Below are 20,782 nucleotides of genomic sequence, written 5' to 3' on the forward strand. Positions count from 1 at the left end.
TTCCGATATTCAAGAATTCTAACCCGGATTGTACAATGAAGATTTTTTTGTTTATCCTGATATTTTTCTTCTTTTCATTTCTTAATGCCTCCGACTCAGATTTTATTATTCAGGGTAAAGTTCGTCACATAAACACCCATGAAGAAATAAGCGATGTTAATATTTATGTAAAAGATTTTCCGATTGGCACGACCAGTGATAATAATGGACGCTTTAAACTGGTTATTCCCGCTAAACGAAATGATTTTATAATTGTGTTTGATCATATTGCATACGATACGATGCAAGTCTCTCTGGAAGAAGCTATTTCACAGTCCGACTTTTATCTAAAACCAAACCTTTTACAAACAAATAAAATTATTGTTGAGGCAAAAAAAGCACGCTCTGAATTTGCAAAAGATTTACCTCAATCTTTAACTATAATTACGGCAAAAGAGTTTGAAGGTAAAGGCTATATTGATGTTGGGGATTTACTTCGGGTCGATCAAAGTATTGTAATTGAAGAAGATTTGTCCGGCAAAAAAACAATTTCGATGCGCGGTGGAAATGCCGAAGATGTTGTTGTTTTTTATAATGGGGTTAAAATGAATAACAACTACGATAATGTGTTTGACCTTTCGCTAATAAACATTGAAGACATAGAGCAGATTGAAGTAATAAAAGGGAGTAATACAGCCCTGTTTGGAAGTGATGCATTTTCCGGTGTAATAAACATTATTCCAAAATTAAAACAAAACTATACAGCACGCTTTATTCAAAAATTCGGATCATATAATTCAGGAGATTGGAACTTTCAGGCAAACCATGATATTTTTAAAAACCTTCATGTTTCCTATAACCAAAAACGGTCAGGAAGCAGGCGCCCCTATGATGAGGAAGATAGTTATCTTGAAAATAGTACAACCCATCACTCGGCCAATATGGTTTACAATCTATCAAAAGAAGGTTCAAAAAATATTAGCGCCATGTACATGCGCTCTAAACTAGATTATTTTAATAGTAATATTTTTTCGAGAATAGATGATCTTAATCAGTTGGGTTCCATCAGCTATGCTGGAAATATTGGCAATTTTGATCGCTTCAAAATTTCCTTATCATATCAAAACCTTAATACCAGACGATCGTTTATTTTAGATAAGCAGTTTTACGACCGTCATTATTATAATGACAATTATTTTTTTAATTTAGAAAAGACATTTTTTTCTGGATCTCATAGTTTTTTAACAGCTTATCAATACGAAAATGGGAAATTAGATTACAAGGAAGAAAGTACATTTGTCCGCACCCTGGAGGCCGCTCAATTATCCAGGGAAAAACATGGTGTTGTCGGTGTTCTCAAATTGCCAGTTGCAACCGGTTCCGAATACCTTAATTATGCCGACATAAATTTGAGCTACCGTTACGATTATGTAAAAAACCAACAGCGTGATATGCTTTTTAGAACAAGTCTGACAGAAACAAATTTTTATCCGGGACTTTTTAAAGAAAATAGTTGGCAGGAAAGTACCTTAAAAATCTCAATACAATTAAAGGGGCGTTCATCTCAAGCAGCTTATACTTTTTTTATGGGTGTTGGAAATAATGCAAAATTTCCAACAATGTTTCATCAGTTAAGTATGCCATCCCTTTTAAATCCATTACGGCCGGAAGTAGTACCAGATTTGAACCCTGAAAAAAATTATGGAACGGATTTAGGCTTTGAACTAATGTTAGAGACACCAAAACAAAAAAAAATTGAGGGTTTTCAGCTCAATTTAAATTATTTTAAAAACATCTATAAAAATAAATTTCGTTCGTTTTTAACACCCGCAACAGGAATAGCAGTTTTTGACAATGTACCGGATGCAGATATTACCGGAATTGAAGCCAAAATCAGGCCTATTTTTCTACAAGGTAAACTCTCACTTGAAGCAGGGGCAACCCGTTTATTTGTTTCTGAAAAAGCAGCATTTCCTTTTAAAAGCGAGACAAAATATACGATTCAACTATTTTTTGATTATAGTGGGTTCTCAACAAAAGTTTACTGGTTTAATGAAAGCAGCCAGGTGGGTTGGGTCAGGAGTTCTAATGGTGGATTTGGTGAAATTGAGTTTCCTGGTTTTACAAATATGGATTTTCATTTAAGTAAAAAACTTGAGATTTACAAGTTAAACTATACCCTTTCATTTAGTATTAGAAATATAATTAATGATCAACACATTTTAGAGGGTATAGCATTGAGGGACAGACGGTTCTATATCGGATTAGGTGTTGAATATTAAGACTCATGTACTGAGAGTAAAATTATAGCCATTTTTAATTAGAAGAGATGGAATATGTATGTAAAATTAGCCATAATTGTTCTGTTTAGCGGATTGCTTTTATTTTGTACCGAAAACCCATTCTTTGAGGAAAGTATAAAATTCAAAGAAAGACAGGAAATAAATGGTAAAGTCCAGCTTCAGTTTTCATCCGATAACTCTGATATTTTAGTTTACTTTGAAGGATTTGAGTATGTAACCAAAACCGACAAGGATGGCAACTTTGCCCTTAAAATTCCACCGGCACATTTACAGCCCGGTAATGGTTTAACCGGATTGTATAAGATATACTATTATGTGGCTAATTATAAAATTGAATCTTCTACGGTTTTAGTTAGTAATGGGGAATTTGTATATGATTTTGCTGATTTAGATTTAAAGGGCCAGGTTAAGCGCGGAATTGTATTGAACAAATTGTTGGATGTTTCAACAGAAGTTGATCCGGTTTCAATTGAGCATAGTTATAATGGACAGCTTAATATTGGAGTTACTTTAAATGTGCTGGTTGATTCTGTTATTGTTTCGAGTTTTCTTATCAAGAAAAAGGAGCTTGGAGGTGTTTATTTATCTTCCGCGGAACAGGTCCATTTAATAAAATCGGGATTTGCGATTTTAACAAAGTTAACTCTAAAAGGAAAAACATCACTTCCCATGAAGATTAATTGGAAAAAGGAAAAAGAAGCAATTCCGGTTGGTAATTACGATGTTATTCCATATTTACAAATACACCAGGAAGGGATACCTGCAAAGCTTTTAAAAATAATAGGCACTAAGTCCCATACTTTTCATAGCGACTTTTTAAATATCCCGTATCGCCGAGCCACGGAACAAATTATTATTTCCTCATCAAAATAGAAATGGCCTTCTATTTTTTATTAGTTACTGCCTAAAACAATAAAAGCCTTGTTACCGCTCCAACCCACACTGCATACGGTATTGCCTTTATAATCCACACTTACCAGGCTGTTGTCAGAACCGGGAAACTCATGTGTTGTAATATGGCTACCGTTATAGTAATAAATGTAAGCGCCGTAACCGCACAGGATAACATCGTTCAGTTTTTGTGCGGCCATACGGTTTAGGGTAGGAAAAACATGGCCTTGTGGTAGCGACTGGTAATTGTTGAATATTCTGTTTTGATAATAAAGACGTTTATGGCTTTGTATAAACAAATGACGGGGTGAAACATATGCCCCTGATCTCAAGGAGCCTGATAATGTGTCCGGCAACCCGTCACCCCCTAAAGCATGATTTCTGTATTTTATTTGAACACTATTGTTTTTTATTTCAATCAGATCAGTAGTATTGGTATTGCGGTCTAAGCCACAGGCCCAGATAACACTGCCATCGGGTGTGCCCCAGACATCGGTCAGGTTTACGTCCGTGCCGCTCTCCAGCTTTTGCCAACTGTTGCCGTTGTAATGGACGATAGTGCCATTGCCACCCACAACATACAGGTTAGAGGACGATGTGCCCCAGATTTTGTTTACTCCTCTATCCTCATCATCCAATACACCCATATCCCACAAATGGTAAAGTTGCCATTTGTTGTTCCCTAAGGGTTTATATGGTAGACCGCTGGAAAACCAAACATTATCCGAATCAAAAGCAAATACACCATTTAAAGGCGCAAAACTTGGATTCCCTCTATAGATTACTTCTATCCTTTTTAATTCCCACTTCTCCCCATCCCAATGTACAGCGTTGTAACTTTGCAACTCCCCGACGCTGTCACGCAGGGTTATGCTGCCCACGGCCCAAATGTCGTCCGGGTTTATAATGGCCACGTCGTTTAGGTAACTGCTACCTGTTCCGGGTTCTCCGCCAAACTCAAACACCTGCCAGCTAAAGTCGTGGCTGGTGGTGTCCATGGTGCTTAGGGTAAAGTCAAAAGTATCGCGTTTAATGCCTAAACTATCGTTTAAAAGCAGGCGGTAGCTGTATTCGGTCTGTGGTTTCAGGTTGCTGTCGTAAAACAGGGTATCACTGGTTGTTAGTGTGCCGCTGTAAATCAACGTGTCACCCCGGGTTGTATCGGCCATTTTGTTGCGGCTAAGGCTGTAGGCCAGGGGGAAAACCGCGTTTTGCAATTTCAGGTTTAGGCTTAGTTCAACCAGGCCCGTATCGGCAATGGCCAGGGCGGCCTCTATGGGTTTGTCTACTGGAGGTGGTGGGCTTGTACTCTCGGAACAGCTGTTTAAGAGAAAAGACAAAAGAATAAAGATAAAAGAAGAATTAACTATTACTTTGAGATTTGGCATGGTGTTATCCGGTTATTTGATTTACAGCAATCTACAATGATACAAATAATAACTCAATTCAGGTCTGGTGGCTCCATGGGTGCCTCCTTTTAATCTGTGTTAATTCCGGCAGGTTAGTTTACTAAAAAAAGTCGTAATGTAATGTGGTTAAACATACGAAGATCATTTATGGGTTATCAATACTTATTTATGATTTTTTGTGTAGGTTAGGAAAGTATTTGTGCCCGGCATGAATATTTTGGTGTTTCTGATGTGATTTCCTAATCGCATGAAGTGTACATTTTCACCCGATAGAACAAAATAGTTGTGAAAACAAAAAAACCGGAAAATCTAAGATTGATTGTTCCGGTTTTTCAATTAATAAAGCCATTTTTATATTAGCATAAAGAAAATATTTCTTTATTTTAAAAGCGTCATTTTACGAATTGAGGTTTGCTTGCCCGAACTAAGCCTGTAGATATAAATCCCGCTAGCCAGATTATTCGCTTCAAAAACTACATTGTAATTACCAGCAGATTGATTTTCCTTAACCAGAGTTTTAACCAACTGTCCGGATATACTATAAACTTCAAGTTTTACATTCTCATCTTTTGCTAACGAATAATTTATTGTTGTAGATGGGTTGAACGGGTTTGGATAGTTTTGAGCCAATTCAAACTTTTGAGGCAACTTTAAAGTCGCTGTAATTTCATCATGATATTCAATTTTTCCGGCATAAGAAATATCAGCAATTCGATAGGTATAAGTAGAATTATAATCTACATCCTGATCAAGAAAAGAGTATTCGGTTGCCGTGGCTTTTGTGCCCTGGCCATTTAGCTGCGCTATTTCTATAAAAGACGTTCCTGATGATTTTTTTTCAATTATCCAAAAAGCGTTTTCCAGTTCCGATTCTGTTTTCCATTGCAATTTAAAACCTTTCCCAACCGATGTTTGTGCAACAGTAAAAGAAGATAATTCCACAGGAAGGGAAGTGTCATTGGTTTCGCCCTGGATTTCAAAGTCATCGATCATAAATCCATCCTGATTATAACCGGCTGTATAAAACTTTGACATCATAAAAACAAAACGAAATGCTACAGACGAATTTCCTGCAAGTGAAGAGCAATCATAAGACGTAGCTTCGTTTGAATAATTTCCCGACCAGGCATGTCCGCCAGTTGCTACATCGTGTGTACTCTGATCATACCAATTTGTACCATTCCCATCTCCATTGCTTCCCAGCCTTGTCCAGGTCGCGCCATCGTTGATAGAGTATTCAACAAAAACACCAAATGGTGCATTTGATCCGGAGGCTTCCATGCTTTTTCTGAAATGGAGCGAATAACTTCCCGCGGCTGTAAAATTAAAACTTGGTGTATAGAGCACACTTGTATAGTTGCCAACTGATGCATCAGAATCGAGAAGGGTTTTCCAGCCATTTGTTCCGGAATTTAAAGTTGTCAATGCGTTGGTCGGTGTTCCCATTTCCCAAACATCGATAAAACCATTAGTGGATTCGCTGTCAAAATAGTTTGGATTTGATTCAAAATTTCCGCCAAGTGCCGGAGTGAAAGGTGTTCCTAAACTTGGCATCACATGGATCAGGTTAGTCCTGGTCTCAGTATCTGCACCTGCGTTTATTGTTAATGCAACTGTGTACGTTCCGGGATTTGTATAAGAATGGCTTGGGTTTTGGCTTGTTGAAGAATTGCCGTCGCCAAAATTCCAGGACCATGAAGTTGCCTTGATTGAGCCATCGGTAAAACTTATTGACTGGTTTACATAAGCAATCGTGTTGCTCACTGAAAAGCCGGCATTAACATTTGCAAAAACATCGGTCGACCATAATCCGCGTCCATGCGTTGCAGCAATTACAAGATTATCGGATGAGCGTGTTTTTAACATGTCGGTTCGTACATTTGCCTGCGATGCATTTGCCGGTTCCCATTTTGTTTCCGTGCCGTTTAGCATGTCCGTTGACCATACACCAAGTTCAGTAGCCAGTAAAACTTCCTTCTCATTATCCGGGTTTATTAATGCCCAGCGGATTGGCATATCGGGTAAGTCACCTTCGCAATCACTCCAGCTTGTACCGCCATCGGTGGTTTCCCAAACATTGCTGATACCAAAGTTGCTAAAAATGAGTACAATATGGTTTTCATCATTGGGATCAATTTCAACACAATTTATCCAGGATGTAGGCATACCAAATCCACTGTTGATTACAGTTTCCGATGTGGAAGCATGTGCATTGTCTACCCTGATCAGATCACCATTTTCAGTTCCAAAAAATACACGGTTTGCTGTATGGGGTGAAACAGTTACCGCAGAGACCTGTTGGCCGGACAAAGCAGTTAAACTTTTTTCTGTAAAGCTGCTGCCACTTTGTGGATTGCTCCATAACAAATAAAAGCCATCTTTATCGGCTGCATACATTCTGTCATTGGCATCATCGTAATCAGATGGATTTATGAAATGACCATCATCCGCATGGTCGACACTGCTGAATGAACTACCGCCATTTGTAGATCTATAAAAATTATTATAAACATAAGAAGTAAACTGGTAAGTCGGTTCATCCTGATCAATGTGTGTGTAAGCCCCGTCACCACCGGAAACTTCGGTTGTGCTGTTCATGCCGGACGATGTAAAGCTATGGCTACCATTATCTTGCGCACCAGCCAGAAAATGATCAGTTGCTGATGTTGGGTGGATTGCACAGGCATAAAATTGAGTGACATTATAATCATTATTCATCATTGTAAATGATGTACCGCCATTTGAGGAGTAAAAAACACCGCCATCATTTGCAAAAATCACCTCGGATGAAGAACCTGTCTTAAACATAATTTGGTGTTGATCGGCATGCACTTCCGGATAGAGACCAAACAATCCATACCAATGCGATAATTGGCTCCAGCTACTTGCTGCATTGGTTGTTTTAAAAAGATCAATTCCACCACAGATTGCAGTGTTGGCATCATTTGGATCTACCTGAATTATAAGGTCATACCAGGCTTGTCCACGGCTGAAGTCTGATGAAGGGATTCCAGGGTCCTGATCGTTTGGTTCAGTTTTGTTTTGCCATGAAGCACCTTTATTACTTGTATAAATCACATTTTGTACAACGCTGTTGGCTTCAACCAAACCATAAAGCACGCTGGCATTTGAAGGCGCAACGGCAAGGTCAATTCTTCCTACACCTGAAATTGTGTGATAGCTGGTAGAATCAACAGTCCAGCTTGTCCCATCATCAGAATACATAATAATGCCACCGCCTTCGCCCCAGGCATTTTTTACAGAACCAACCCAGATGCGGTTATCTGCTGCAATCTCAATATCACCCCCGGCGATTGGATGCGTTTTCCCGGCTATATTTGGACCGACTTTTGTAAATGTTAATCCACCGTCGGTTGAGCGCATTATGCCGTTGCTACCGGAACCATGCCACTGGCCTTTATCGTAGCCATAATCTGTGCATGCATATAATACAGAAGAACCGCTTTCGTTTCGGACAACTAAATCATTAACATAATAAAATGCAGTTGATGATTGAAGCTGTGCCCAGGTTGCTCCGGCATCTGTACTTTTCCAGATCCCTTCACCGCGAAAGTCACCCTGACGCCAGTTTTCGCCTGTACCGGCATAAAATATATTTGTATTATTTGGATCGTAGGCAATTGACACAACACCGATATTATCCCAAAAATCATCTACTTTTGTCCATGTTGCAGAAGCATTTGTAATGTCATTGATGTACCATAAACCACCGCTCGAACTCCCTGCCCACACTTTGTTTATAGTATTGGGGTCCCACATCAAAGCTCTTGTCCGCCCGCCAACATTATCCGGCCCTCGTTCAGTCCAGGTTGCGCTGGCCACAGCAGATTTTCTTAGGTTGCGTGTTTTAATTTTTTGATCCGCAATTTTGCGGGCTTCAGTCAGCCTTTCCTTTGGCACATAACCTAAATTAGGATCAACAGTTTTTTTGAAATCAAGCTTAAAGGCTTCACCAATACGCTGCGCTTTACTGTATGGACGGTCTTTTTCTTTTCTGGAAATATAGTCTGTTGACGGCTGTAAAAAATGGTATGAAATAGTAACGGCGAAAGTAACTGAAAAAAAAGCAAGCAGGAATTTCTTTAAGAATCCCATTAATCCCCCTAAAAAAAGTCAATGTAGTTTTAAAATGAATCGGGTAATATAAAAAGATGAAATATAATGGGGAAAGTCAAAAGTCACATCTTAAGAAGGAAGCTGTTGAATAATGATCAGAAATGTTAATCTATGAAAAAAAAAAGCAGGCCTGTAAGGCCTGCTATATAGATTATTTAGCTTGTATAAATTCAGCATTTATAACAATTTCAACTTCATCGCTGGCAATAAGACCACCATTGTCCATTGTTTTGCTCCAGCTAACCCCAAAATCTTTACGGTTAATTTCTGTCGAGGCTTTAATACCAATCCGTGTGTTACCCCAAGGATCTTTTATTGGACCTTTTACAGCAAATGGTAAGGCGATCTCTTTGCTTACCCCACGCATAGTTAATGTGCCATGAGCGATATAACCTTTTGCAGTCTTTTCCAGCTTTGTACTTTTAAAAGTCATTTCAGGAAACTGAGCTGCATCAAAAAAATCGGGACTTGCTAAATGTTTGTCTCTTTTTTCATTGTCTGTATTCACGCTTGCAATCTTGATGGCGGCCTCAACAGCAAAATCGGACAGATTATTTTCATCAAAATTTAATGAAACTGAAAAATCAGAAAAATTTCCTGATACAGTAGCAATCACCATGTGATCGACATTGAAACCAACATTACTATGGCTTTTATCAAGATTATAATTTCCAGCAAATGTACTTGAAAATACCGCAAACATTGTGAAAATAATTGTTAAAAATTTACGCATTGCCTTACTCCTTCTTTTTTTTGTTATTTTGAATAATAGAATTTTTCGTTTATAATTTTGCCGTTTTCCCAGGTTTGGATAGCTACCTGAGCTGCATTTACGCGACCCCAATCGGTGTGCGTATAATCCCAAAACCATTCCACCATTGATACGTTATTTGAAATGGCGACATTCTTTACCTCTGCGCCGTGGAACTCTTTAATAGATGAAAAGAATTCTTGTTCCCGTTGACGGTTTGCCTCTTTACCAATTGTTGGCTCGTCTTGATTCTCTTGCATAACGATATTGTCCGCATAATATTCCTCGAAAGCATCGAGAGCTTTACCTTGAAGTATTTTGCTGTTTAAATCATTTACCGCTGTTCTTATATCCATGATAGTTCCTTTCTTATCCTGTTATGTTTTAATTAATTATTATTTTCATTATTTGTGTTGCAACACATAAATAGTTAAAAAAACTCACTCCGCTGTTAAAATTCGATCACAAATTGATATAATTTTTTTTAAGTCATCTTCTCCCAACACGGTTTCAAGTTGTTGGCCGATAAGTTGATATTCACTGTTTATTTCTTCCAGCAGATTAATACCTTTTTGTGTGATTATCGCGACTGACTGACGCATATCATCTGTTGATTTTGATCGCACTACTAATTTTTTTTTGACCAGCTTACTTATTAGCCGGGTTATATCCGGAGAACGGTCCATCATTCTAGCAGATATTTCACAACGTGGATGACCATTTGGATAAACACCTTTTAAAATCCGCAAAATATTAAAATGCTGATACGAAATAGCATTCTTTTCGCAAGCTGCATTATGCATTTCTTTAATTTTATTCGAAGCCAATAAAATACTTAAAACGGCTTCATGTGATAAGCTGTCAAATTTCGATTGTTTTAATCTTTCTCTTACAAATGACATTTTCTTGTTACTCATTTTTATTACTGGGCGCAATATATGGTAAAAAAAAGCGTGTTGCAACACATAAAATATAAAAAAGAAAGGGAACCAAATTTGATTCCCTTAAAAAAATCTATAAAAATGAGTAGGAAAGTCCAACTGCAAGTGTTTGTTTTAACTGGCGTTTCCAGAAAATATCTTTATCATAAAGCAGTCGGAAATTAAAACTAACTTTTATAATATCAGTTACTTTTGCAGAAATGGTATTGTCCCAATTGACATCAATTTCATCGGTAGCTTCAAAGTTTGAAAATATCTCAAGTTTACTGTCATACAAAATTGTTTCAGTAAGTTTCATATTTAAATCCGTAACGGACTCGGCACCGATCTCATTTTTGAAATCTTCAATTTTAGTAGTTTCTTTGTCATCGGCATAGCCGGTGAAATCAGTTGTAAAAGTTTGTTTGGCAGCAAGACCAACACGAGTTTTGATTGTTTCGTTTGGCTTAAAACCAACACCAAAACTTTCAGTTAAGTATCCCGGATCAAACAAATTAGAAACAGCAACTTTTGGCGCGTCTGTAGTATACTGATATCCTTTTGTAAATTGCGTTTGCATTGTGGCTGCTGCATAAGGGTTGATTAAAACTCCAAGTTTATAAGTATAAACCGTTTCCAGTTTAATCTCATCAGCCGCTTTGCGTGATCCTAAATCGCCAACTTTTGATTCGCCATATTGCAGTTTTGCAGAATTGGCCCAGTTATATTTTTCTTGATCGTTCTCAAATTTTGCATTTAAATTTGCAGCCCAACTCCATGAATCTTCACCGCCTTGTTGCCAGTCTGTAAACGCATTTTGAGTAAAATTCAGATCACCAATCATACTGTTCTTCCAGCCATAAACAGGTTTTTTTTCTTCTTCTTGTGCAATTGAAAAGTTTGCCAGAATGCCAATCATTAAAAAAATTGAAACTAGTTTTCTCACTATATCCTCCGGTTTATTCCTTTTGTTTATAACCGATGCAGATATAAATACACCGGTAATTGTTTTTATTAATTTTCTTTATAGGTGTGTATGTCCATTTGTGGAAATGGAATGGAAATATTTTGTGCATCAAAAGCAGCTTTTACCGCTTCAGTTGTATCAAAATAAACGCCCCAGTAATCGGCAGCATTTACCCAAACACGGGTTGTAATATCCACAGCGCTATCACCAAGATTGCCAATTGCAATGAAAGGAGCAGGGTCAGCTAATACACGGCTGTCGGAATCGACTATTTTTTTGATAATGTCTTTGGCTTTTTTCATATCATCACCATAACCGATACCAAACACAAAATCAACACGGCGTTGCGGCTCTGTAGAAAAGTTTGTTATCGAACTTCCGGACAGGGCGCCATTTGGGATAATAATTGTTTTGTTATCCGGTGTTTTTAGCGTTGTGGCCAAAACCTCAACAGAGTGAACTGTTCCGGCATGACCTGCTCCGTCAATAAAATCGCCAACCTTAAAAGGCTTAAATATTAATAGAAGTACACCACCTGCAAAATTGCCAAGACTCCCTTGCAGAGCAAAACCAACAGCCAAACCTGCTGCACCAAGTACTGCAACAAATGAGGTCGTTTCAATTCCCAGCATTGAGATAACGCTTATTAGCAGCATAACTTTTAGTGCCATACTGAACAGGCTGCTTAAAAATTTCTGCAATGAACCATCCATATTTGAGCGGGATGACGCTTTATTAAATCCCTTTACAATCATTGAGATTATCCATAATCCTACAATAAGGACCAGAATTGCGGTTACAATTTTGGGAATGTAAAATACTAGTAGTTCAAGCCCCTGATCAGTGTATTGGGCAAGTTTATCCATGAAACCTCCTAATATAAATAATATGAAATTTGTTTATGAATGACTTACGGGGACAATAAGTTAGATTGTGAATGCGCGAATTTAAATTGTGCTGGTATAAAAGTAAAGAGGATTATTTTTTAATTTAACCAAGAGACGTTTTATCGCTAATTCCGTCCCTTGGTTAAAATTGTTATTTTTTCAATTTCTGAATGTGTTCTCTGATTTCATCGATTTTGTCCTTTGGAGGATTTTCATTCTTTTCTTTGAATAGATTTAAGCTTTTTTCATAAGCGTCAATAGCCTGACCATTTTTGTCAATCGCTTCAAATCCTTTGGCAATATAAAAATATAGTTCGGCCTGGTTAACCTGCGAACCATACTTATCTAATAACTTGTGTAGTTTAATAATGCTGTTTGTATAGTATTTTTGAATTTGCAATGCAAGGGCGCCATTCTTTTCCATCAAAAACCAATATACATTTGATGTATCAACTTCTGTACTATCAGAGCCTTTTTTTAATGCACCGTGGACAACACTAACGTTGGCAACACGCAATCGTGTTTTATTTTTGGGTATTTCAATTTTGTCTACTTTTTTTGACATCAGGTATAGAAATAATTCTCTCTCTTGCACTCTCCTCAAATCCGCAATATCAAGAATGGAATTAGAACCAAGGTTAAAAGTTTTTTCATCGCTTGTTTTCAAAATTACTTCTGCATTTTCTCCGGATAGAATTGTGTCAATGTCCTTTAAAATCATTCCTGTTGCCGCAGGATGCCACTTCTCATCCAGGCCATAGCGCACATTTACATCACCTTTTATGGAGACTATTTTAACTCCCGTATCGGAGCCAAAAGAGATTGATGCAAAAAGGAGGATCGTAATTAAAACAAAAAATAGTTTCATTTTTTTCTCCTAAATTCATTTAATTCTTTAATCGACACTTATAATTGTAAACCACCCGTTTTGAATCCCCGACCGGATAACGCCATCCTGTAAATAAGTAGTTGCCCCGGCTTCCCACGCTTTATCGAAGCCAAGGGTAACAAGGGTAGTTTCAATTGGAAGCCAAATAGAACTTTTTCCGGAACTGCTATTTTGAATCACAAATCGTTTTTCATTTGAACTGATTAAGTGGCCCTTTTCCGGAGGAAGACCGGAATCGAACATGAGCAGTAAATGGGCAAGTTCTCTTGAAGGATCTTTTACCTGGATAAAAGCAGTATTAATCCCAATACTTTCCAGCATGGAAGAATAAAGGACCACAAGGTCATCACAATCGCCACTATTTTTTTCGATTGTTTCCTTTGCAAATTGAACATAATCATCTTTATAAAAAGGAATATTCGGGTCGCTTTGATAATACAATCCACTGTTTTGCAGCGTATTAAAAATAGCCCTGGCACTGTTTACATTTACAAGCTCGTCTGATTCTGACGCCGGAACATTTGCCACAATCTCACGACTGTATTTCATTATATCATCATCATCGGGAGTAATAAAAAATCCAAGGCGGTCAATTTGTCCATTCCAGGCATTTCGGCTGTGTACAAAAAGGTTTACACTTACTGTTTTTGAAGTGATGTCACCCGTTCGGGCTTCAATTCTTAAATCGAGAACAGCAGGTTTTCGTTGTGTGGTTTGAAGTAATTTGGGCCCAAACAGCACTTGCACCGGTATGTCTTTTGTTTCATCACGCCCAATTTTTATAAACCCGCTTTCCTGAATACGCTCGGAGTAGCCGGGCATTTCAGAAATAACATTTACTTCGATTGGATAACTGGAAGTATTTGTTAAAGCAACAAGAGCAATAGGATACGTGTTATAGAATTGGTAATAAGCAGGGTAAATATCCTGTACAATAAGCTTTACGTCATCCACCTCATAAATTTGCGGTGTTTTGCCCCACATATATGAAAAACCGATACTGAACTCAGTTCCGCTAAAATCAATAAATGCGTCTTCTGCCTGGTGTATTGCGTGATATTTAAAATCGGCATTCAATGCAAAAGAGGGGCTTATAACAGCATTTATTCCTGTTCCTAAAAAGACACCGGGTTCTGTTTTTGTTTCAGTGGAAACATTAGCACTAAAAATTTGGCTGGTACCAACATTTGATTGGGTGCTAAAATAGGCGCCTGCACCAAGCGAAATGTATGGTTGAAGCATGCTGTTATATTTTGGCGATAGAAGATCGTATCGTGCACCAAATAAAAGCGGGGTTAATGTTGCCGACTCAACACCTGTGCCGGTAAAAGATGCCTTAACTTCTGATTTGGCTACTCCACCAAGGCTGGTTTCCAAAAACCAGTTTCCATCAAGGCGGGAAAAGAAATAAAATGATCCGGAAAACAACGCTGATACAGATACGCCCGGCGCAGCTTCTTTAGGCACATCATGGTTCCAGAAACCAGCCCTTAGGCCAACTCCCATTGAGCGGGAAACACCTTGTGCGGATAAGTTTAGTACGCAGCAGAAAAGTAATATTGGTATGATTGTAGTTATGATTTTTTTCATCTTTTTTCTCTCATGTTGATATTTAAATTTAATCATCTTTATATCAATTCCATATGAATTTTTTTTAATCAGTTTGAATTATAAATTCTTCCAATACTTGTCAGTCTTGATACTATTTCAGGATGGCCGGTATAATACAATGAACCTGCACTATTAAGGGTCGCATTAAGATAATCCGAAACATTCACATGGGCATTTCCGGCGCTGTTTAGCGTAATATGCGTTGTATCTGTGGAAAGTGAATTTGCAACAAGATTACCGGCGGAATATAAGTTTGCTATGTGTAAATTTGCCGATCCTTTTAATAAAAGATTTCCTGCACTAAATAAATCTGAATATATTTCCTCAGCCTCAAGCTCAAGGCTAATATTCCCGGCACTTGTCAATACAAAGTCCACTTTGTCAACATAAAATTTGTTTTGTCCATCAATATTTCCAGCGCTACTTGTTTTCAATGATTTTAGTTCAGGAATTGTAATATCAAAAGTCAGATCAAAATTGGAAAGGCTTTTGTCAGATTCAATCGATATAATCAATTCTTCATTTACTACTTCGGTCTTAATATATTCAAGAATATTATCATCTGTAGTCACCACAACTTTCAAAGAATCGCCATAAGTAAGTTTTACAAGCCCAACAGTTGCATGGTTAATTGAATGGAATTGAGGCATTTCACGTTCCTCGGCTATAACGTTTCCAGAGCCATGAATTTTGTCTTTATCATCCCAATCCCAATCTGAACAGGTAGAGCAATTATTATTTTCACATCCCCAGCTAATAATTAAAAAGGTTAGTAAAAAAAAGAATGCTATAAATTTGTGAAGTGCTGTTGCAATATTTGTAAATAAAATGTTATACATTTTAATTCTCCTCTATGTGTGAATTGTTTGTTCGATTAATTTGTTGCATCTGTTTACGCAAATGGAATGCCAGGATATCCCAGGTGAAAAATTATGTGTATAACTTATTGATATTAAACGCATTAAGAGAAAATGCTGTTTTCAGAATGAGTGAGGGAAAAGTGCGGAGTAAAATTTGTATCGCGGAAAAATTCCGCAAATATTGTTGACCAGTACTGATTATTTATTCAAATGATTTAGTACTTTTTCTAAAAAGGGATGATATTTTTTTGGAAGGCCTTTAAATGCAGAAATTGTTTGATCTTTACTGTCAAGGTTATTCAGGTAAGTGCTTATTTTTGTTTTTACTAAATCAATAATTTCAGCGTCTTTTGAATCTGCAATATTTTTTGCAGCAAGATCAATATCAAAGTTTGCATTTACCAGATATTCAAAACAGATACCTCGGAAATATTCGGTAATAGTACCACGATCACGCTTACCAAGTAACTGTGCCGTTTGCGAAATTGATGACCGGGAAAAATTGAGTGACCTCATGGTTTCAATAATCTGCTTTTCTAATGACATGTGAATTGCAGTTTCTTTCAAAGCTGAATTTTCTGGAAATGGATCGTCAAAGTCACTTTTCTTTATTATATTTCGATTATCGCTTTGAACTATTATTGCAGCTCGCTGAACCTTATTTTCCAATTCACGGACATTGCCAGGCCAGTTGTATTGTTGCAATGCTTTTATTGCCTGCTCAGAAATTTCCAGCTCATAATTATATTTTTTAAGAAAGAATTGGGCAAGCAAAGGAATGTCGTTTTGCCTTTCGCGAAGAGCCGGTAAGTTAACCGGAAACCCATTGAGCCTGTAAAAAAGATCGGTGCGGAATTTTTCTTGTTCTATTTCATCATTAAGATTTTTATTTGTAGCTGCGATAACCCTAATATTTGTTGTTAGTGTTTTTTCACCACCAATTCTTTCAAAAGTCGATTCTTGTAAAACCCTCAGTAATTTTGCCTGGAATGCATTTGATGTCTCGCTGATTTCATCAAGAAAAATGCTCCCGCCATCGGCCATTTCAAACCGTCCACGCCGAAGTGTACTGGCACCTGTAAAACTTCCTCTTTCATGGCCAAACAATTCACTCTCCAGCAATGTTTCGCTAAGGGCGCTGCAGTTTACTGCAACAAAGGGCTGGTTTTTTCTAATGCTGTTGCTGTGGATTGCCCGGGCTATCATTTCTTTGCCGGTTCCAGTTTCGCCCATAATTAAAACAGGAATATCACTTTTGCTTACTTTTAAAACCAGCTCCAGTGTTTTTAACATAGGGCTTTTTTCTGAGTGAACAATATCTTTAAAACTGGCAGCAATTGTAGATTTGTTTTCTTGTGGTTTGTGATAAATTTTTAGGTCTTCAATATCTTTTTCAAGTTGGAGAATTTCTCGTTTTCTTTGATTGGCCAAATCTTTTAATTCGTCTGAACTAATCTCTTGCTGATTTAATTTTTCCACTGCTTCTTTAAGTTGATTTTCTTTATAACTTAACTGTTCATTCATCAATTTGTTAAGAGAAGATTGTTGCTCGTTTTTTTGGTAAAACCGATCTGTTAAGAAATAAGTGAAAGCGGAAAGAAAGGCCAAAGTTGGGTAGAAAATTGGAACAATTAGGTTTTGAACTGAAAAAGCTGTTTGCGATAAAACCCAAAACAGAATAATAAGCCCACTGCTGAAAATGATAAATGATTTATCTGATTTTATAAAATTAATAAAATAGGATCCTATCAGGATTATAATCAAAAGGGATAGTTGAATTATGTAAGAAACCTGTACCAGGAAATTTTTATTAATCAGGTTTTCAGCAACTGTTAAATGAATTAATGACGCAGGAAATGCATTTGTGAGTGGCGTACTTTTTAAGGTAGAAACTCCCGGGGCTGTAACTGTTACTAACACCAGCTTATTTTCAAAATCAATAGAATCCGGCGCTGTTGAATATTTTTTTAATAGTTCTACAAAACTGATGGATTGAATCTGATTAAGATCTCCAAAATGATTTAAGTAAAGAATGTTTTCAGGGTTTTCATTATCCCCACTTTCAAACATTCGGGCGATTTGTGTACCAAAAGAATAGTAGGTCTCATCTCCATTTAAAGCCTTTAAAGGAACCTTTAGCACATTCCCCGATTTTGCAAAATTACTAAATCCAACGGCTGCGGCGTTTTCTCTAAATTGTTTTATTGGATATGTGGGGTTTTCGCCAATATAGAAAAGGTTTTCAGAATGCGCTTCTTGAGGAAGTAACTCAGAAAAAACCATAGGCAGGCAAACATTTCCGGAAGATTGTAAAAACGTGGAAAAGGTTTGATCAAATTCTGGGTGCCTGTTATCGGCTTTGCCAAAAAGCAAATCAATTGCAATTACCTTTGCGTTTGATGACTTTAAAATATGAACCAGATAACTGTAATAATCGCGGGTTAATGGCCAGCCACCTAATGCTTCTAAGTCTTCATCACCGATATAAACTACAACAAACTTTTCTCCCACCGGGCGATTGCCACGTATTTTTGTTTGCAGGCTAATTAAAGCATCATCAACAGGTTCATCCCAGGGCAATGGCAAATAAGCTAAGAAACCAAATAGGAAAATTAATAGAATTGTTGCAGATATTTTTTTATCCAGAATACCTGAAAAATTTGGAAGCATCTGAACCTGCTTGAAATGTGAAGGGAATATTATCAACAGAATTTATTACTTTGGATTGTTTTTTACAATTCTAAGAACAGACATTGAAAACAAAATAATTGGTGATTTTAACCAGATTTTGCACCTGCTTACCCGATACCAAGTGTTAATAAACGATTTAAAAAAATGGCACATAATGCAAAAATTACCAATTGTTTGGATATTCGGGTTTCAAGATTAGGTTTTGATACATGGTGGCTTTTTGCTTTAAGAATCATTGGGAATGAAATCATTATCACATAGGGGCTGGTTGCTGGATATATTATACTTAAAATTGCGACAACTGGAAATGCCAAAACTGTATTTATAAGACTTCCGATAATAATTGGGAAAAACATTAGTCGATATACATATTTAACTCTTGAATCCATTTTACACGGCATTGGAATAAAATTGGCAAAGTTCTTCGCAACGTTTAAAATAACCCATATTAGCGTGATAAAACCTACCACAGCAATGATGGCCCTGATGGTGAAATCCATATTTAGGAGTTCAGCAACCTTTCCTGTATCTCCTATTGTACTAAACGGTGTAATTATCAGATAACCAAAGAAATTGACAAAACCTAACAAACTTAACCAAAGGAAGAATAAATGATTTGAGGTATTACGTTTACTTTTGATAACAATTAATGCAAATATGATTCCTTGAACCGCACTGATAACAGGCCCTGCAAAGGCTGAAATTATTTTTACTTTTATATCTAAAATCTGATTGGGTGTTTGAACAAAATTATGAAATAGTGTTGGATCTGCACCATAAAACACATATGACAGATAGTGTCCAAGTTCATGAAAAACGGTTGTAATAATAAACGCCGTCACAAAGGCAAGTAATGAATTGATAAAAATGTTTGTATTGGATTTTGTCATAAAATGCTAATTTCCCAGATGATAGTTGAAAATTAAATTAATCAAAACCAGGCTCCCGCGAGCAAATACGCCTACAAGATATTGTTATACTACGATCAGTGTAGTAGCCATGAATTATGATATTCTTTTTTTACCTGGCTTAGATCATTCCAACCTAGTAATTTTAAAATAATTCTATCTAGTAATATCTCTAATCTTATAACTTCACTTATAATAATATCAATCTCAATTTTAGATGATGAATGAAATAATGTGTCCCTAGTCTTTATTAAAGTGAAATCACTATCTTTTGGATAAATATCTTTCCAAGTGATATCTAATTCACTAAAAAGATTAAATAGAACAGTTTTCACTGATGGACGATTTAATTCTGGTAATTTTATTTTGATTTCATCAAGAATATCATTTTCAACTATTTCAGTTTCAATTAAAGCGGATATTTTTGAGCGAAGTTTTTTGAAATCTTTATCGGATAAATTTTTACTTAATTTTCTTTGTAGGGCAAACGAATCTTTTAATTTTTCTAAACTTAAAAATAACGTAGTAAATTGTTCTTCTACATGCTTACTCTTTTGGCTTGCAATAAAATATGTTAGAGCCATTCTTATATCGAAATTTGAGTCATTTAAAGATTTTATGCTTTTATCAAAAAACTTTTTGTTTTTATATATGTTAATTGGAAATTTATCTGGATAAATAGTTTTATGCTCAACATCTCGAGACTTTTGAAAGAATTTGACAATTGAATTACTCGAACTTAAATAATAGCCATACCAGTCAATCCAACTTTTGCTCAAATATGATGATAGTAATAGTAAATCATCACAAATAGATTTACTTTTCTCAATAAAGCAATCATCACTTAATATTTCAATTGGCAATTCTGTTTCAACAGTTAAAATGTATTTATTTGTTGAAATATCAAAATTAGAAGTATCTGTGTTATCACTCTCGGAGAAAACCCGTTGAGTTATATAAATGAGAAAATCGTTGTCGATATCAAAATATAGCTTTTGAAAATGATCATAATATTCTCCGCTATCATTTTTTTCAATGGTTTTTCGAACATTCCAAACATCATGAGGGCCATCTAAAAAATATGTAATTATTCTTTTTTTTGACTCCGAATTAAACGAATGGACTATTTTTAAATCCAACAACTCAAATCTACCAATCTCAAAATTCATTCTGTCTTTAGGATCTCTGGAAGTATCTTTTCCGGAAATCCCTCTTAAACTCAATTTAGAACTAGATATAATTTCATCGTCAAATTCTGCAATCAAATTTAAGTAACTAGCACTACTATTTATCAAGTTGATTAGGGTTTTGTAGTTTTCATTTGTACCAAATATTTTTCCAGTTATTTTTGATCTATTCAGTAATGAATAATAAACTTCAAATTGTAAGTTATCTACAAAAATTCTTTCATCATTGATATTACCAATAAACTCAATTTTTTCTAAAAACAATTCTTCTTTTCGATTCATTTTTTCGAGTGTTAAAAATAAAGCAGTATCATAATACTATCCGGTTGCAAACTGTTTTGCACCAACTCAACGTAAATAACTTATTAAAAAACAACTACTTTTTCAAACAG

15 protein-coding genes are annotated in these 20,782 nt (G+C 36.3%); 2 read left to right on the forward strand and 13 right to left on the reverse strand.

What is annotated here, in order from left to right:
• The first annotated feature begins 35 nt into the window (after positions 1 to 35).
• Together HND50_14315 and HND50_14320 are read left to right on the forward strand one after the other, a co-directional pair.
• On the forward strand, positions 36 to 2,261 hold the full coding sequence (locus tag HND50_14315; protein ID NOG46412.1) for a TonB-dependent receptor plug domain-containing protein: 2,226 nt from the start codon (positions 36 to 38) through the stop codon (positions 2,259 to 2,261).
• A gap of 54 nt (positions 2,262 to 2,315) precedes the next feature.
• A complete protein-coding gene (locus tag HND50_14320) occupies positions 2,316 to 3,155 on the forward strand; it encodes a hypothetical protein (protein ID NOG46413.1) in 840 nt (279 codons plus the stop codon).
• A gap of 20 nt (positions 3,156 to 3,175) precedes the next feature.
• Here the strand turns inward: HND50_14320 and HND50_14325 are convergent, their stop codons facing one another.
• The 13 genes from HND50_14325 to HND50_14385 all read right to left on the reverse strand — a co-directional run bounded on the left by HND50_14325 (position 3,176) and on the right by HND50_14385 (position 20,672).
• Positions 3,176 to 4,561 (reverse strand): hypothetical protein, encoded by a 1,386-nt coding sequence (locus tag HND50_14325; protein NOG46414.1) that lies wholly within the window; start codon positions 4,559 to 4,561, stop codon positions 3,176 to 3,178.
• A gap of 399 nt (positions 4,562 to 4,960) precedes the next feature.
• Complete coding sequence (locus tag HND50_14330; GenBank protein ID NOG46415.1) at positions 4,961 to 8,698, reverse strand: T9SS type A sorting domain-containing protein; 3,738 nt, start codon at positions 8,696 to 8,698, stop codon at positions 4,961 to 4,963.
• A 172-nt stretch (positions 8,699 to 8,870) separates the two neighbouring features.
• Positions 8,871 to 9,452 (reverse strand): YceI family protein, encoded by a 582-nt coding sequence (locus HND50_14335; protein NOG46416.1) that lies wholly within the window; start codon positions 9,450 to 9,452, stop codon positions 8,871 to 8,873.
• Positions 9,453 to 9,475: 23 nt separating this feature from the next.
• Positions 9,476 to 9,826 carry a nuclear transport factor 2 family protein gene (locus HND50_14340; protein ID NOG46417.1) on the reverse strand — a complete coding sequence of 117 codons (351 nt, stop codon included), beginning with the start codon at positions 9,824 to 9,826 and terminating at the stop codon, positions 9,476 to 9,478.
• A gap of 84 nt (positions 9,827 to 9,910) precedes the next feature.
• The gene (locus HND50_14345; protein ID NOG46418.1) at positions 9,911 to 10,387 is read right to left on the reverse strand and encodes a MarR family transcriptional regulator; all 477 of its coding nucleotides are present in this window, start codon (positions 10,385 to 10,387) and stop codon (positions 9,911 to 9,913) included.
• Between the two features lie 97 nt (positions 10,388 to 10,484).
• Positions 10,485 to 11,336, reverse strand: a complete 852-nt coding sequence (locus HND50_14350) for a DUF3078 domain-containing protein (GenBank protein ID NOG46419.1) — start codon at positions 11,334 to 11,336, stop codon at positions 10,485 to 10,487.
• A 68-nt stretch (positions 11,337 to 11,404) separates the two neighbouring features.
• A complete protein-coding gene (locus tag HND50_14355; protein ID NOG46420.1) occupies positions 11,405 to 12,223 on the reverse strand; it encodes a mechanosensitive ion channel in 819 nt (272 codons plus the stop codon).
• A gap of 172 nt (positions 12,224 to 12,395) precedes the next feature.
• A complete protein-coding gene (locus tag HND50_14360; protein ID NOG46421.1) occupies positions 12,396 to 13,112 on the reverse strand; it encodes a hypothetical protein in 717 nt (238 codons plus the stop codon).
• Between the two features lie 27 nt (positions 13,113 to 13,139).
• The gene (locus HND50_14365) at positions 13,140 to 14,723 is read right to left on the reverse strand and encodes an outer membrane beta-barrel protein (protein ID NOG46422.1); all 1,584 of its coding nucleotides are present in this window, start codon (positions 14,721 to 14,723) and stop codon (positions 13,140 to 13,142) included.
• A 68-nt stretch (positions 14,724 to 14,791) separates the two neighbouring features.
• A complete protein-coding gene (locus HND50_14370; GenBank protein ID NOG46423.1) occupies positions 14,792 to 15,583 on the reverse strand; it encodes a DUF2807 domain-containing protein in 792 nt (263 codons plus the stop codon).
• 219 nt (positions 15,584 to 15,802) lie between these two features.
• Positions 15,803 to 18,274, reverse strand: coding sequence for a sigma 54-interacting transcriptional regulator (locus tag HND50_14375; protein ID NOG46424.1), 2,472 nt, complete (start codon positions 18,272 to 18,274; stop codon positions 15,803 to 15,805).
• A gap of 128 nt (positions 18,275 to 18,402) precedes the next feature.
• The gene (locus tag HND50_14380) at positions 18,403 to 19,185 is read right to left on the reverse strand and encodes a hypothetical protein (protein NOG46425.1); all 783 of its coding nucleotides are present in this window, start codon (positions 19,183 to 19,185) and stop codon (positions 18,403 to 18,405) included.
• A gap of 95 nt (positions 19,186 to 19,280) precedes the next feature.
• On the reverse strand, positions 19,281 to 20,672 hold the full coding sequence (locus HND50_14385; GenBank protein ID NOG46426.1) for a hypothetical protein: 1,392 nt from the start codon (positions 20,670 to 20,672) through the stop codon (positions 19,281 to 19,283).
• Between the last annotated feature and the right edge of the window lie 110 nt (positions 20,673 to 20,782).

It is taken from the genome of Calditrichota bacterium (assembly GCA_013112635.1).
GTDB lineage: Bacteria > Calditrichota > Calditrichia > Calditrichales > J004 > JABFGF01.

Coding starts and splice junctions, on each gene's coding strand:
- HND50_14325 (NOG46414.1), bottom strand. CDS start 4,561: ATGCCAAATCTCAAAGTAATAGTTAATTCTTCTTTTATCTTTATTCTT.
- HND50_14370 (NOG46423.1), bottom strand. CDS start 15,583: ATGTATAACATTTTATTTACAAATATTGCAACAGCACTTCACAAATTT.
- HND50_14365 (NOG46422.1), bottom strand. CDS start 14,723: ATGAAAAAAATCATAACTACAATCATACCAATATTACTTTTCTGCTGC.
- HND50_14315 (NOG46412.1), top strand. CDS start 36: ATGAAGATTTTTTTGTTTATCCTGATATTTTTCTTCTTTTCATTTCTT.
- HND50_14360 (NOG46421.1), bottom strand. CDS start 13,112: ATGAAACTATTTTTTGTTTTAATTACGATCCTCCTTTTTGCATCAATC.
- HND50_14355 (NOG46420.1), bottom strand. CDS start 12,223: ATGGATAAACTTGCCCAATACACTGATCAGGGGCTTGAACTACTAGTA.
- HND50_14380 (NOG46425.1), bottom strand. CDS start 19,185: ATGACAAAATCCAATACAAACATTTTTATCAATTCATTACTTGCCTTT.
- HND50_14330 (NOG46415.1), bottom strand. CDS start 8,698: ATGGGATTCTTAAAGAAATTCCTGCTTGCTTTTTTTTCAGTTACTTTC.
- HND50_14320 (NOG46413.1), top strand. CDS start 2,316: ATGTATGTAAAATTAGCCATAATTGTTCTGTTTAGCGGATTGCTTTTA.
- HND50_14335 (NOG46416.1), bottom strand. CDS start 9,452: ATGCGTAAATTTTTAACAATTATTTTCACAATGTTTGCGGTATTTTCA.
- HND50_14375 (NOG46424.1), bottom strand. CDS start 18,274: ATGCTTCCAAATTTTTCAGGTATTCTGGATAAAAAAATATCTGCAACA.
- HND50_14340 (NOG46417.1), bottom strand. CDS start 9,826: ATGGATATAAGAACAGCGGTAAATGATTTAAACAGCAAAATACTTCAA.
- HND50_14385 (NOG46426.1), bottom strand. CDS start 20,672: ATGAATCGAAAAGAAGAATTGTTTTTAGAAAAAATTGAGTTTATTGGT.
- HND50_14345 (NOG46418.1), bottom strand. CDS start 10,387: ATGAGTAACAAGAAAATGTCATTTGTAAGAGAAAGATTAAAACAATCG.